At 75.3% G+C, this 14,986-nt stretch carries 6 protein-coding genes; 1 reads left to right on the top strand and 5 read right to left on the bottom strand.

Annotation, left to right across the window (positions count from 1 at the left end):
• Positions 1 to 212 precede the first annotated feature (212 nt).
• Positions 213 to 1,004: an SGNH/GDSL hydrolase family protein gene (locus ACWC97_RS01835; RefSeq protein WP_352274614.1), complete on the top strand. Its 792-nt coding sequence runs from the start codon at positions 213 to 215 to the stop codon at positions 1,002 to 1,004.
• Between the two features lie 212 nt (positions 1,005 to 1,216).
• On the opposite strand, the gene ACWC97_RS01830 is transcribed toward ACWC97_RS01835, so the two are convergent.
• From ACWC97_RS01830 to ACWC97_RS01810, 5 genes are all read right to left on the bottom strand, one after another.
• Positions 1,217 to 2,386, bottom strand: a complete 1,170-nt coding sequence (locus tag ACWC97_RS01830; RefSeq protein ID WP_450646800.1) for a glycosyltransferase — start codon at positions 2,384 to 2,386, stop codon at positions 1,217 to 1,219.
• Positions 2,383 to 3,192, bottom strand: a complete 810-nt coding sequence (locus ACWC97_RS01825; protein ID WP_352274612.1) for an alpha/beta fold hydrolase — start codon at positions 3,190 to 3,192, stop codon at positions 2,383 to 2,385. Before ACWC97_RS01825 ends, ACWC97_RS01830 begins: the two co-directional genes overlap by 4 nt.
• A gap of 90 nt (positions 3,193 to 3,282) precedes the next feature.
• Positions 3,283 to 3,627 (bottom strand): acyl carrier protein, encoded by a 345-nt coding sequence (locus tag ACWC97_RS01820; RefSeq protein WP_385209309.1) that lies wholly within the window; start codon positions 3,625 to 3,627, stop codon positions 3,283 to 3,285.
• A complete protein-coding gene (locus tag ACWC97_RS01815) occupies positions 3,617 to 8,125 on the bottom strand; it encodes a beta-ketoacyl synthase N-terminal-like domain-containing protein (RefSeq protein ID WP_450646798.1) in 4,509 nt (1,502 codons plus the stop codon). Before ACWC97_RS01815 ends, ACWC97_RS01820 begins: the two co-directional genes overlap by 11 nt.
• Positions 8,122 to 14,961, bottom strand: coding sequence for an SDR family NAD(P)-dependent oxidoreductase (locus ACWC97_RS01810; RefSeq protein ID WP_450646796.1), 6,840 nt, complete (start codon positions 14,959 to 14,961; stop codon positions 8,122 to 8,124). Before ACWC97_RS01810 ends, ACWC97_RS01815 begins: the two co-directional genes overlap by 4 nt.
• Positions 14,962 to 14,986: the final 25 nt, after the last annotated feature.

The following is a 14,986-nucleotide window of genomic DNA, read 5'->3' as shown; positions in this document are numbered from 1 at the left end:
CCGTGTTGAGCGCAGCATAGGCGCCGCGGCCACCGGTCGGCCGGACACCCCCCGGACACGCCGTGCGGTGCCGGGAACAGAAGGCGTCCGTTCGGACGGACGTCATCGGGAGTTTTTGATTTTTCCGATGAATGGGTGTTCCCGGCGCATTCACCGATGGTATTTCATGGGGGTCGGTAATTTCCTCAATCGGAGAGGGTCCCATGCGATCCATGAAGATCGTTCTCGGTATGGTTTCCGCCTTATTGGTCGGTGCGATATCAGCTGCCCCGGCACATGCGGCGGGCGGAAAGTACGTGGCGCTCGGCGACTCCTACGCGGTGGGCGTCGGCACCCGTACGTACGACAACTCCGGCGACGCCTGCCGCCGGGGACCGCTGGCGTACAGCAGGCTGTGGGCGGCCCAGCACACCGGCTACGCCTTCGTCGAGGCATCCTGCTCCGGCGACACCACCACGGAGCTGCTGGCCAACCAGGTGCCCCAGGTGACGGCGGACACCACCCTGGTGACGGTCCAGGTCGGCGGCAACGACGTGGGCTTCGTCGACGTGCTGAAGAACTGCATCCTCACCATCGACGACAAGGACTGCGTCGCGGGCGTCGAGGCCGCGAAGGCCGCCGCGACCGGCTATCTTCCGGGCCGGCTCCAGCAGGTGTACGCCGCGATCCGGGCCCGCGCCCCCCAGGCCCGGGTCGTCGTCGTGGGCTACCCGCGCCTGTACACCATCGGTGGCAGCTGCGGCATCCTCGGGCTGAGCGACAAGGAGCGCACGGCGCTCAACTCGGCCGCCGACACGCTGGCCGGCGTGGAGTCGGCGGCCGCCTCCGCCGCCGGGTTCACCTATCTCGACCCGCGGTCCTCGTTCGACCCGCACACCATCTGCTCCAAGGGTCCCGAATGGGTCACGAGCCTGGAGTGGAGCAAGCTGGACGAGTCCTACCACCCGAACACCGCCGGGCACCGCGACGGATATCTCGCGCTGCTCAACGGTATTACCGGCTGAACCGGACTCCCTTGATTTCCGGCGCGGTGAGACCATGAAAAAGGCATGCGAAATTCAGTGGCCGCGGGAACGGGAATTGAAATACCGGCCCTCCTGGCGGGTGGAATTCGAAACGCCTGCCGTGGCGGGAATTCGGGAGAACGGATGAGGAGCGGGGCGGGGGTGTCCGGCCGGGCGGCCGGGCGCCCCCGCCCCTGTGGAACGGACGCGCCTCAGGACCGGCCGGCCACGGCGCTCTCCACCAGATCCGCGGCGGCCCGCCGGCCGCCCGCCGCCCGCAGCGAGCGGCCGATGGCCCGGGCGGCGGTGCGGTGGCCGCCGGTGTCGTCGAGCACGGTCTCCAGCGCCGTCCGCAACCGGGTCGCGTCGACCCGCCCGAACCGGACCCGGATCCCGGCGCCCGCCGCGACGACCTGTCCGGTGACGATCGGCTGGTCGTCCCGGATCGGCGCCAGGACCAGCGGCAGCCCGTGCCACAGCGACTCGCAGACAGTGTTGTGCCCACCGTGCGACACCACCGCCGACGCCCGTGCCAGCAGGTCGAGTTGGGGCACGTGGCCGCGGACCAGAATGCCGTCGGGAACCTCCTCCAGCAGGCCGCCCGGGTCGGTGACCACGCCCTGGACCCGGTCGCGCAGCCCGTCCAGGGCGGTGACCGCCTCCCGCAGGAAACGGCCCCCCGCGTCGGTGTTGGCGGTGCCCAGTGAGACCAGCACCAGCGCGCGGTCCCCGTCCAGCTCCTCCCACGGGAAGTCGCCGTCACCGGGGCGCTCCGCGATGACCGGGCCGACCAACCGCACCCGGTCGTGCGGCAGCGGCGCGTCACCGATCAGCTCGCGCCCGGTGAAGGCCACCACTCCGTACGGGGAGAACCGCGGGTCGCCCTCGGCGGCGGGGTCCCCGATGCGGCTCCGCAACCCGGCCAGCAGCTCCTCCAGCCACGCACCGATCTTGGGGAACGCGGCGAGCGGATCGACCAGTTCGGCCGAGGTGCTGGCCGTGCTGACGTACACGATGCCGTGCCGCTCCGCGACAAGCGCACCGGCCAGCGTGTGCTGGTCGGTGAGGACGGCATCGGGCGCGAAGTCGTCGACGGCGGCCTCCACGCCCGGGGCCATGCCCTCGGCCAGCGGGACGAAGAAGTTCTCCCACAGGAACCGGAACGCCGCCGGACCGGTCAGCCCCGGCGGCCGGACCATCCGCCCGTCGACCGGCATCGGGCAGTCGTAGATCCGCGCGTCCCCGCCCACGAGCCGCCCGAGCTGCTCGGCGTTCCCGCACCAGGCGACGGTGTGGCCGCGCCCGGCCAGCTCCTCGGCCACCCCGACCAGCGGGTTGGTGTGGCCGACGAGCGGCGGTACGACCAGCAGGAACCGTGTCACCGCGCGACCCCCGCCGGGGTGTGCTCGGCGATCCACCCCAGGATCAGGTCACGGGTGACGGCGGGCTGTTCGACCAGGACCGAGTGGCCCTGCTCCGGCAGGACCACCGTGCGGCAGCCGGCCACCCGCTCCTCCAGGTCCGGGACCTGGGCGCTGAGCCCCGACTCGTCGCCGAAGACGGCGAGCAGGGGACAGGCCAGCGCGGACAGGTCGTCGTCGATGGTCCGGCTCAGCGGCACGTCCTCGGCGAGCGTCGTCGCCCGCAGGATGCGGCCCGCGTTGCGGGAGAGCCGGGCGGTGTGCGCGCCGTGGTGGGCGGCGATCCAGCTGATCGACTCCTCCAGGACCAGGTGCTCCTTGGCGTCCGCGAGCCCCGCCCGCATGTGCTCGTTCCACAGGGCGACCGGCGGTTCGGACTCGATCATGGTGATGGTGGCGACCCGGTCCGGGTACCAGGCGGCGAAACCGGCGGCGATCGTCCCGCCGAAGGAGTTGCCGACCAGGTGCACCCGGCCGGTGACGTCCAGCCCGTCCAGCAGCGCCGCCAGATCGTCGACGAACGCCTCCAGCCGGTAGCCGGTGGGCGGCCGGTCGCTGCGCCCGTGCCCGCGCAGGTCGTACATGACGACGTCGTGCCCGGCGGCGGCGAAGGCGGGGCCGAGCGTGAAGTAGTAGCTGGCGAGGCTGTCGGTGAGCAGCCCGTGGACGAGGACGACGACCTGGGGCTCACCGCCGTGGGCGGGCACGGCGGTGGCCGGTAGCCGCTGTACGTGGGTGGTGATCTCGCCGGTACGGATCTTGGCCATGGGGGGTGGGGCCTTTCGTGGGAAGGTGGCGCGGGAGTGCCGGACGGGCCCGGGAGCGGGGGCCCCGTCCGGCGGGACGGGCGCCCCGGTTCAGGGGGCGGACCGCAGCGAGTCCGTCACGAAGTCGACGAGCTGACCGACCGTCAGGGCAATGATCTCGTCGAGCTCCAGATCGGCGATGAACAGGGCCACGTTGACCCTCTCGCCGTAGTGCTCGCGGAGCGAACCGGCCAGGGTGACCAGGTCGATGCTCTCCAGTTCGAGGTCGTCGTGGAACCGGGTGTCCCGGTCGATCCCGATGTCGTCCAGCCCCTCCTCGGCCAGCAGCTCGCGGAGCATGCCCGCGATGTCGTCGAGGGTCCTCGCGCGCAGTTCGTCCGCCGGGACGGTGGCCGTCACGGCGGCCCCGATCGCCTCGGTCGCTTCAGTGGTCATCCTGGGCTCCTGTCGTTCCGTCGTCCGCCGTCCAGGCGACGACGTACCGCCGCCCGTCCGGCTCCCGTGCGCCGCCGGTCAGCTCGGCGCTGTTCACCTCGTACGCCACGCCCCCGGCCAGGACGCTCAGCCGGTCGGGGGCGGCGGACACCACCCGGAAGTCGGCGGGGCGGCCCCGCAGTCCGGTCCCGAGCCGTTTGGAGACCGCCTCCTTGGCCGTCCAGAACCGGGTGAACCAGACCGCCGCACCCTCGTCGTCCGCCGCCACGAGCCCGTCGAGCAGGGCCAGTTCGGCCGGGTCGCAGGAGGCCGTCATGGTCTCCCGCGAGCGGTCGGCGACCTCCTCGACGTCGATCCCGCAGGGGCCCCGGCGGGCGATGGCCACCCCGGTCTCCCCGCAGTGCGCGAGCGAGACGACCAGGTCCTCGCCCAGTTCGCGGCCGTGCACCCCGCGCACCAGCGGCCGGCCGGACGCGGCGTTGTGCACGGCCACCTCCGCCGGGTACACGTCGCCCGCGCCCTCCCGCCACAGCAGGGTGCGCACCGCGTCCTTGGCGGCGATCCGGCCGAGCAGCCAGCGGCGGCGGACCATCGGCTTCAGCCCGTCGTACACCTCGCGCTCCGCGCCGCCCAGCATGTTGCGCATCACCAGTTCGCGGGTGGCCAGATCGGGCCAGCGCTCCCGCACCGCGAGCCAGCCGCCGGGATACTGCTCGGAGAGGGTGTTGCGGCCGGGGAAGCGGTCCACCGCGCGCATCGTCGCGTCGTTGTCGAAGCGCCGGTCCTGCCAGCCGGTGAACTCGGCCCACAGCCGCCCCTCGTGGCTGAGCCGCATGTCGGCGGTGAGCGTCGAAGCGGTCACTCCGGTGATCCGGATCGCGCAGGTGAGCCGGGTGCCGGGGGCGGGGTGCGGGCCGAAGAAGCGGATGCGCTCCATGGCCACGGGGAAGACCGTGGTGCGTTCGTCGAGCTTCGACATGATCCAGTAGCCGAGCAGCTGGCCGACGTTGTCCAGCAGCGCGCCGGGCGCCTCGGGGGTGGTCAGCACGCCCCGTACGTAGTGGTCCGCCTCGGCCGTCAGCTCGCTCACCCCCTGGAAGCGGGGGCCGTGGAACATCCACCGCTCCGTGTACAGCTGCTCCGCGCGCAGCTCGGGGCACCGTTCCGAGGCCGGGTCGACGGGCCACGTCGGCGGGGCGTCGGGGTAGCGCGGCGCCAGTTCGACGACGGCCCGGGAGTAGCCGGTCAGGGCGACCTCCACCCGGTCCGGGGCCACGTCCCGCACCTCCACCGGCACCCGCACCGAGGGGATCGCGGCGATCCACTTCAGCAGCCGTACGTCGTGCACGGCGACGGCGCGCGTCCCGGGGCGGGCCCGCTCGGCGAACTCCATGAGGTGGGTGACGACCGTGGTGGCGGGCACCACGGGCCAGCGGTCCCCCTCGTCGGGCCAGCCGGGGCGCTGCCGGAAGAAGCAGTGGTCCAGCAAATAGGGCATCGTGGCCACGTCCACCCGCAGCTCCCGCTCCGCCCCGGGCGGCCGGACCGTCGCGACCGGACCCACCGGACGGGCCGGACCCACCGGACGGACCGGCCGGGCGGCGGGGGAGCGGCGGGCGAGGGCGCGGGCGCCGACGAGTTCCCTGGCCGCCGAAGCGGTGGCGTCGAGCAGAGCGGACAACTCGGCGCTCAGCGGATCGCGCGCCGCACCGGGGGCCGGCGCCGGGGCCGCCGGCGCGGCCGTCCGGGCCAGCAGCCCGTGCTCCCGCGCGGGCAGGGACACCAGCGCCCCGCCGAGGTCCAGCCGCACCCCCGGGCGGGCGGTGCGTTCCGCCTCCCGGGCCGCGGATCCGGCCGGTTCGGCCGTGCCCGGGGTGAGCAGCGGGGTCACGTCGGGGGCGGCGCCCTCCACCCACAGCGCGGTCACCACCCGGCGCAGTTGCGCCAGGCTGTCGTGGGCCGACGAGTGCGCGGAGACCACCAGCCGGTCCTGCCCGGCGAGCGTGTCGTCGATCAACGAACCGAGCTGGCCCGCCCCGAGCTGCACGAAGGCCCGGAACCCGGCCGCGTGGAGCGCGAGGACCGTCTCCCGGAAGCGGACGGGCTCCAGCAGATGGCGGACGAACAGCTCACGCACCGCGTCCGCCCCGGCCGGGAAGGGCGCGGCGGTGGTCGCGGACCAGACCGGGGTGGTCTGCGGGTGCAGCGAGTAGCGCTCGGCGGCCTCCCGGATCGGCCCCAGGTACGGCGCGAGCAGCGGGGTGTGGAACCCGGAACGGAACGGCAGCACCTGGCAGACCACCCCCTGGGCGCGGAAGTGGTGCACCAGCGCGGCCACCTCCTCCTCGGGGCCACAGATCATCGACTGGCGCGGCGCGTTGTCGTGCGAGAGCACGACGTCCTCACGGTCCCCGAGCTCCGCCAGCACCCGCTCGGCGGGCAGGCCCAGCACCCCGAAGGCGACCCCGGGCACCCGCAGTGCGTCCGGGTCGAAGGCGGAGAGGAACGCGTCGACCTCGTCGGCCGCGTGGATGCCGCCGCAGGCCATCGCCGTCCACTCGCCCACGCTGTGCCCGGCGACGGCGTCCGGCACCACGCCCACCCGGCGCAGCGCGGTGTCCAGCAGCCGGCCGAGCTGGAAGACGGCAGCGCCGTGCCGGCCCACGTCGCCGACCCGGGCGTCGGAGCCCAGGGACCACGGCAGGGCGAAGCGGGTGGCCAACTCCTCGACACGCGGCGTGAATTCGGCCTCCAGGCCGGGGAAGACGAACGCGGTCCGCCCGCCGCCCGGCCCCAGGACCGGGCGAGGTGTGAACCACACGTCGCTGCGGCCCCGCCACGGCATCCCCTTGGTTACGGCCCTGCGGGCCAGCTTCAGCCGGCGTTCGGTCGGGTCGACGATGCCGAGGCGCACCGGACCGCCACCCGGCGCCCGCTCGTCCCGGCCCGCGGCCAGGACCGAGGCGTCGTCACCGGCCAGCAGCGCGGCCAGTGCGTCGATTGAGCCGGCGGCCAGCCGCAGCACCCGCTCCGGCTCGCTCACCGTCACCCGGGGCACCGCCCGGGGCGCGGCCGTGGGCGGCTGCTCCAGCACCACATGGGCGTTGATCCCGCCGAACCCGAAGGCGTTCACCCCCGCCCGGCGCGGCGCACCGCCCACCGGATCCGGCCAGGGCCGCGCCCGGGCCAGCGGGGCGAACCGGGTGTCCGCGAGCGCCGGATGCGGGTCCTCGCAGTGCAGCGTCGGCGGCAGCACCCCGTGGTGCACCGCCAGCGCCGCCTTGATCAGTCCGGCGATCCCGGCGGCCGGCATGGTGTGCCCGATCATCGACTTCACCGAGCCGATCGCCGCCCGGTTGTCCTCCCCGGCCGGGCCGAACACCTCGGCAAGCGTGGCGAGTTCGGCCCCGTCGCCCGCCGGGGTGGCGGTGCCGTGCGCCTCCAGCAGACCGATCGACCCGGCGGCCCTGGGGTCGAGCCCGGCGGCCTGCCACGCCTGGCGCACCGCACGGACCTGCCCGCCCGGATCCGGGGCGAGCAGGCTCGCCGAACGGCCGTCCGCGGCCACTCCGGTGCCGGTGACCACGGCGTAGATCCGGTCCCCGTCCCGTTCGGCGTCGGCGAGCCGCTTCAGGACGACCACCCCGGTGCCCTCGCCGATCAGCACCCCGTCCGCGCCCCGGTGGAAGGGGCGGATGCGCTCGGAGGGGGAGAGCGCCCCGAGCTGGTTGAAGACGCTCCACAGGGTGATGTCGTGACAGTGGTGCACCCCGCCCGCCAGCATCAGGTCGCAGCGCCCCGAGGCCAGTTCGCGCACCGCGTGGTCGACCGCGATCAGCGAGGACGCGCACGCCGCGTCGACCGTGTACGCGGGTCCGCGCAGGTCGAGCCGGTTGGCGACCCGGGAGGCCACCAGATTGGGCACCAGTCCGATGGCGGACTCCGGCTGCTCGGGCCCGAGCCGCTCGGTGAACGCCGCCCGGACCCGCTCCAGCTCCTCCTCGCCGAGCTGTGGAGCCAGCTCGCCCAGTGTCCGCACCAACTGGTGCGCGGTACGCACCCGCTGGTCCAGCCGGACCAGGCCGGGCGTCAGATAGCCGCCCCGGCCCAGCACGATCCCGGCCCGCTCCCGCGCGGACGGCAGCACACCGTCGCCCCCCGCGTCCTGGAGCGAGCGGTACGCCACCTCCAGCGCGATCAGCTGGTCCGGCTCGGTCCCCGCCACCGACGACGGCATGATCCCGAACCGGGCCACGTCGAACTCGGCCGTCCGGTCCACGAACCCGCCGCGTCGGCAGTAGATCCGGTCGCTGCGCCGGTCGCCGCCGGTGGCGCCCGGCGCGTAGAACCCGGCGTCCCAGCCGTCGTCCGGCACCTCGGTGATGGCATCCACCCCGCCGACGATGTTGTGCCAGTACGTGTCCAGGTCCCCGGCGCCCGGCAGGAAGACGCCCATGCCGACGACGGCGACCGGAGTCTGTGCGGTCACGCCGGTCACCAGCCCGACGCGGTGTAGACCGCGGCGTACGTCCCGGCCGGTCCCCAGGCCAGTTCCCGCAGCAGGCTCAGCGGGCCCTCCTCCGGGTCGATCAGCTTGATCCCCCGGGCCGCGTACGAGCGCATCAGCTCGGGGGTCACCATGCCGCCGCCGGTCTCCGCCGCCGCCCAGGGCCCCCAGTGCACGGTGAGCCCGCGCCGTCCGGGCCGGGTCCAGCGGCGGCCCAGCTCCTCCAGGGCGTCGTTGGCGGTGGCGTAGTCGCTCTGGCCGCGGTTGCCCAGCGCCGCCGCGATGCTGCCGAAGAGCACCGCGAAACGCGGCCCGGAGGGCATCGCGTCCACCGCGTCCAGCACCGCCCGTGCCCCCTGGACCTTGGTGGCGAGGACCCGGGCGAAGGAGTCGGCGGTCTTCTCCGCGATGAGCCGGTCCTCGATGACCCCGGCCGCGTACACCACCCCGTCCAGACGGCCGTACTCCCGGTGCACCTCCTTCACCGCCGTGTGCACGGCCTCGCCGTCCAGCACGTCCACGCAGTGGTAGCGGGCCTCGCTGCCCAGCTCCGCCAGCTCCCGCAGGGTGGCGCGCACCTCGCGGGCCGCCAGCAGGGCGTTGAGCCTGCGCTCGATCTCGGCGGGCCGGGTCAACCCCGTCGCCAGCAGCGCCCGGCGCAGCGCGTCACGTCCCTGCGCCCCTGCCGTCGCGGGGTCCTCGGTCTCCGCCGGGACCGGGGTGCGGCCCATCAGGACCAGCCGGCAGCGGCTCGCGGTGGCCAGCGTCCGGGCGAACCGGGCGGTGATGCCGCGCGCGCCGCCGACCAGCAGCACCACGGCGTCCCGGTCGAGACCGACGGCCTCCGCCTCCGCCACCCCGTCCCCGGCCGGGCCCGCGCCGGTCTCGGCGAGCGCGCCCAGCCCGGTCGGGGTCAGCCGCAGCGCCCGCCGGACGGTGCCGTCGGTGAGCACGACCGGCTCCCGGTCGGTGGCCGCCGCCTCGGTGAGCAGGGCCCCGGCGACGTCCCCGGCACCGGCGTCCGCCGCCACCTCCAGCAGGGTCGCGGCGCACTCCGGGTACTCGCGGGCGACCGTCCGGAAGAAGCCGCGCAGCCCGGTCACCGCGCCGGTCTCCCGCCGCTCCACCGCGACCAGCCGGGCCGGGGCCGCCGCCAGCAGCTTCTGGAACAGCGGCAGCGCCTCGGGCAGCGGCGGTGCGTCGGCGTCCAGGGCGCCCAGGTAGAACACGGTGCCGGGGAGCTCGTCCGGTACGTCGTCGGCGGTGACCGGGTCGGCGCCCGCGGCCCGCAACCGGTCCGCCAGCGCCCCGGCGGCCGTACCACCGCCGAGCAGCAGCACCCGGGTCCCGGCCGGGAGCGCGGCGGCCACCCCGGGCAGCTCCTCCTCGGTGAACTCCAGCCGGACGGGGGCGACGATCTCCGGTTCGACGGCCCCGGGCTCCGCCTCCGGCGCCTCCGGTGCGGCGGCCCCGGGCTCCGGGGAGCCGCCGAGCGCCTCGACGAGGAGGTCGGTGAGGGCGGCGGCGGTGCGGGCCGCACTGAGCCGGTCCAGCCCCTCCGGGGTGTCGGTGGGCAGGCCGAGCCGGCCGGCCAGTTCGCCGGCGATCTCGGCGCGCTTGATGGAGTCGACGCTGAGGTCGGCCTCCAGGTCGAGTCCGGGCTCGATCATGTCGACCGGGTAGCCGGTGCGGTCGGCGACGACGCCGAGGACGGCGGCGAGCACCCCCGCCCGGTCGGTGGCGGGCGCCCCGGGACCCTCGGACACGCCGGGAACGGTGACGGGGACGGGGACGGCCGGCAGCGCGGGCGGCTCGTACGCCGCCGGGGCGTGCACCGGCGTGCCCGGCACCGACAGAGGCGCCGGATGTCCGCCCTCCGGGCCGCCCAGGTAGCGCAGCAGTACGTCGCGCTGGGCGGCGACCATCTCCCGGCTGCTGCGGAGGAACTCCGCGATCAGGGCGTCGGGCCCGGACGGGGAACCGCTGGGGTGGAGATGCTCCGGCACGACCGACTCCGATATCTGGGTGGGGGGATGGAGGGCGCCCGACGGGATGGTGCCGTCGGCGCGGCGCAGCAGATGGCCGTCGACCGTCCACCCCGGCGCGCGCGGCGCGGTGGCGGTCTCCGGGTCGACGGTGGCGCGGCCCTGGACGAGCCGGGCGAGGCGGACGTCGACGCCGAGGACGGCGAGCCGGGCCAAGGCGTCGAGCAGTCCGCGCAGCCCGCCCCGGTGGTCGGCGGCCAGCGGGACGGTGCGGTGCGGGCGGCCCTTGAGGATCGCGCCCACCAGCCGCGACATGGTGCGGCCGGGGCCGATCTCGGCGAAGACCCGGGCGCCCGCCGCGTACATGGCCTCGATCTGTGCGGTGAACCGGACCGGCGATTCGATCTGGGCCGCCAGCGACGCGCGGATCTCCCCGGGCGTGTCCGGGTAGCGGTCGGCGGTCCGGTTCGCCCACACGTCGAAGGCGGGCGGACGCACCTCGACCCCGGCCAGCCGTCCGGCGAAGGTCTCGCCCGCGCCGGACAGCAGCGGACTGTGGAAGGCGCAGGCCACTTGGAGCCGCACGACCGGAAGACCGGCGTCCCGCAACGCGGTGCAGGCCGCCTCCACCGACGCGGTCGGCCCCGAGACGACGGTCTGTTCCGGCGCGTTGTGGTTGGCGGTGACGACGTCGCCGTCGTGGCCGGTCAGCCGCAGCACCTCCTCGACCCGCTCGGCGGACGCCTTCACGGCGGCCATCGCCCCCGGGTCACCGCCGTCGACCGCGCCGAGGATCGCCGAGGCGCGGGCGGCGCTGACCGCCGGCAGGTCCTCCGGTGCGAACACCCCGGCGGCGCCCAGTGCGGCCAGCTCGCCGTAGCTGTGCCCTGCCGCCATCGCGGGCCGCACTCCCAGCCCGCCGAGCAGCTCGGCCGCGGCCAGTTCCACGATGCCCAGCGCGGGCTGCGCGACCGCCGTGTCGGTGAGCCGGGCCAGCTGCCCGGCCCTCGTCTCCGCGTCGAAGGCGGCGGGCGGGTGCAGCACCCCGGCCCACCGTGCGCCGAGATGCAGATGGCGGTGGAGTTCGGGGAAGGCGACGAAGAGGTCGGCCAGCATGCCCGGCTTCTGGCTGCCCTGCCCCGGGAAGAGGAAGGCCAGCGCCTCGGCGGGAACCTCCCCGGTCTCCCCGTACAGGCCCTCCCGCTCCTGTCCGGCGCCGAACACGCCCTCACCGGGGGCGTGTTCACCGGCGGCCGCCCGCTCCAGCAGGCCGGGCAGCGCCCCGAGCGACTCGGCCACCACCGCGTAGTGGACGGGCTCCCCGTTCAGCGCGGCCCGGTCGGCGCGGTGCGCGGCGTGCCGGGCGTAGTCCCGCAGCCGCCAGGGCCCGCCCCGGCCCAGCAGATCGAGCAGCCGCCGTACGGAGCGGCCGGCCGCCTCCGCGTCCGCGCCGCGGAAGACGAACAGCTCGGCGGGCCAGTGCTCCAGGGCGTGCGGTGCCGGAGCCTGCTCGTGGGCGCGCATCACCACATGGAAGTTGGTGCCGCCGAAGCCGAAGGCGCTGACTCCGGCGACCCGCCGGTCCGGCTCCACCGGCCACGGACTCGCCTCGGTGTGGAAGACGAACGGGCTGGTCTCCTCGGACCAGGCCGCGTTCGGTTCGCGGACGTGCAGCGTCGGCGGCCTGATCCCGTGGTGCAGGGCGAGCGCCGTCTTGATCAGACCGGCCATGCCCGCCGCGCACTTGGTGTGCCCGATCTGGGATTTTACCGACCCGATCGCACAACTCCCGGGCTCGGCACCCGATTCGGTGAACACCTCGGTGAGGGTGGCGAGTTCGGTACGGTCGCCGACGACGGTCCCGGTGCCGTGCGCCTCGACGAGGCCGACCTCGGCGGGGGAGACGCCCGCGCCCGCGTACGCCCGCTCCAGCGCGGCGCGCTGGCCCTCGGGCCGGGGCGCGGTCAGCCCCAAAGCCCGACCGTCGCTCGCGCCGCCCACCCCGTCGATGACGGCGTAGATCCGGTCCCCGTCGCGCTCCGCGTCGGCGAGCCGCTTCAGCGCCACGCACGCCACGCCCTCGCCGAGCGCGATCCCGTCCGCGCCGCTGTCGAAGGTGGCCGAGCGGCCGGAGGGGGAGAGCGCGTGCACCGAGGAGAACAGCAGGTAGTCGTTGATGCCGTTGTGCAGATCGGCGCCGCCGCACAGCACCAGGTCGCTGGTGCCGGTGACCAGCTCCTTGCAGGCCGCGTCCACCGCGGTCAGCGAGGAGGCGCAGGCCGCGTCCACCGTGTAGTTGGCGCCGCCCAGGTCGAGCCGGTTGGCGATCCGGCCCGCGATGACGTTGGCCAGCATCCCCGGGAAGGAGTCCTCGGTCAGCCGGGGCAGCTGCTCGTCGAGACCGGCCGGGATGCTCCCGATGTACGAGGGCAGCACCGTGCGCAGCGCCGTCGCGTTGGACAGGTCGCTGCCCGCCTCCGCCCCGAAGATCACCGAGGTGCGCCGGTGGTCGGTGCCCGGCGCGTCGTACCCGGCGTCCGCCAGTGTGCGGCGGGCCGCCTCCAGTGCCAGGAGCTGCACCGGCTCGATGCTGGCGAGCGAGGCCGGCGGGATGCCGTACACCAGCGGGTCGAAGGGGATCTCGGGCAGGAAGCCGCCCCAGCGGGACGGGGTGCGCTCACCGTCGCCGTCCGGCGCGTAGTACAGCCCGGGGTCCCAGCGGTCCGCCGGAACCTCCGTCACGCAGTCCTTCCCGGACAGCACGTTGGCCCAGAACTCGGAGAGGTCGGCCGCGCCCGGGAACATTCCGGCCATCCCGACCACCGCGATCCGCAGCGGCGCGGACTCCTCGGCGGGCGTCTCCGGAGCGGTGGCGCGCTCCCGCAGCAGCCGGGCGGCGCCCTCGGTCACCGAGGAGTGCAGCGCCGCCACCCCGGTCGGGCCGTGCCGCAGCACCACCACCTCGCCGGCCATGAACATGCCCTCGTGCGCCTGGCGTTCCTCGCCCACCGCCAGCAGCTCGTCGCCGACCCGCTCGATGCCCTTGGACGCCAGCCGGAGCCGGCCCACGTTGAACCGCTCCAGTCGCTCCCACGCCTCCCGGTCGGGCACCCCGCGCTCGCGCAGCTCGTCCCGGAGGGCCGCGAAGTCGCGGGTGATCGCGGAGTGCGCGCACCGGGTGGCGTGCCCGGGGGCGGTCTCCAGCAGATCGGTGCGGTCCGCCGCGATCACCTGGCGCTGGTACAGCGGCTGGATCGCCCCGGCGGCCACGGCCTCCTCGGTGAACAGGTACGCCGTGCCCATCAGGACGCCGAAGCCCACCCCGGCCCGGGTCAGCGGGGCGGCCAGCGCCGCCGCCATCGCGGCCGACCGCTCGTCGTGGACGCCGCCCGCGAGGAGCACGGTCAGCTCGTCGGCGCCCCGGCCGCCCGACTCGGCCAGGAAGTCGAGCAGCACCTCGGTCTGCGCCTGCCAGAGCGGGAAGCTGCCGCGCGGTCCCACGTGGCCGCCGCACTCCGAACCCTCGAAGACGAACCGGCGCGCCCCGGCGGCCAGGAACTGCCGCAGCAGACCGGGTGACGGCACGTGCAGGAAGGTGGTGATGCCCTCGGCCTCCAGGGCGGCGGCCTGCGCGGGCCTGCCGCCCGCGATGATCGCGTGGGAGGGCCGCAGCTCGCGGACCACCTCGAGCTGGGCTTCCTTCACGGCGTCGTCCGCGAAGCCCAGGATGCCGACGCCCCAGGCGCTCTCCCCGAGCAGCGCCCGGGTCTCCTCCAGCATCGCGCGGGTGCGTTCGGGCCCCGCCAGCGCCAGAGCCAGGAACGGCAGCCCGCCCTCGGCGGCGACGGCGGCGGCGAACGCGGGCCGGTCGCTGACCCGGGTCATCGGTCCCTGGGCCACGGGCAGGGCGGTGCCGAGCGTCCGGGCCCCGGGGGAGCCCGCCGCCAGCGCCTCGCCGGCCGTGCCGTCGGTCAGCGCCCCGGCCACGGCGCCCCGTACCGCGCGCAGCGCCCGGGAGGCGTCCGGGTACCGCCGGGCGAACGAACCGGCCAGGTAGACGTCCTGCCCGGCTGGCAGGAACTGGGTGCCCGGGTCGTCCCCGCCGATCCGGGCGGTGAACTCCTCGGCGTCCCCGGGGAGCGCGGGTGCGGCCGGGCCCCGGCGGCGCAGCACCCGGTGGCCGTGGTGGACGACGGTCTCGGAGCCGTCGAGCCCGCGCAGGGCCTCGGCGGTTCCGGCGGGCAGCTGGGCCTCGTCGAACAGGGCCAGCTGGGTGTCGAGGACCACTCCGGCGGCGCCGCCCGCGACGGCCGCCGCCGCGCTGTACGGGCCGATGCCGCCCGCGGCCCACACGGGCAGGGTCAGCGCCTCGTCGGCCAGGATCTGCTGGAGGAGGATGAACGTGCTCAGTTCGCCGACCCGGCCGCCGCTCTCGTGACCGCGCGCCACCAGGCCGTGCGCCCCGTCCCGGGCCGCCGCGCGGGCCTCGGTGAGGGAGGTGACCTCCACCAGGACCCGGCGGCCGGGGAAGTCGGCGGGGCGGCGGGCGGAATCGGCCAGCAGGACGGTCGCGGCGCGCCCGGGGAGCGCCCCGGGGCCGTCGTCGTCCGGCAGTACGCAGCCGGGGCGGATCCTCACGCCGAACGGGGCCCGGGTCCACCGGTCCGTACGGGCCAGTAACTCCTCGGCCCCGCGCGCGTCCCCCGTGGGCAGCTCCAGTACACCGAGAGCGCCCGCCCGGGCCGCCGCGGCGGTCAGCCGGGGGGAGGGACGGTGGAGCGGATTGACCGCGATGACCAGGTCCGGCGCCGAGGGCAGGGCGGGCGCGCCGGGTAACGGCATCGGCATGAAGTCCCCCGATTCAAGG

It is taken from the genome of Streptomyces sp. NPDC001108 (genome assembly GCF_053598535.1).
The sequence above is the reverse complement of the archived record's forward strand: the minus strand, read 5'-3'. Positions and strand labels throughout refer to the sequence as shown.

Coding starts and splice junctions, on each gene's coding strand:
- ACWC97_RS01835 (WP_352274614.1), top strand. CDS start 213: ATGAAGATCGTTCTCGGTATGGTTTCCGCCTTATTGGTCGGTGCGATA.
- ACWC97_RS01825 (WP_352274612.1), bottom strand. CDS start 3,192: ATGGCCAAGATCCGTACCGGCGAGATCACCACCCACGTACAGCGGCTA.
- ACWC97_RS01820 (WP_385209309.1), bottom strand. CDS start 3,627: ATGACCACTGAAGCGACCGAGGCGATCGGGGCCGCCGTGACGGCCACC.
- ACWC97_RS01810 (WP_450646796.1), bottom strand. CDS start 14,961: ATGCCGTTACCCGGCGCGCCCGCCCTGCCCTCGGCGCCGGACCTGGTC.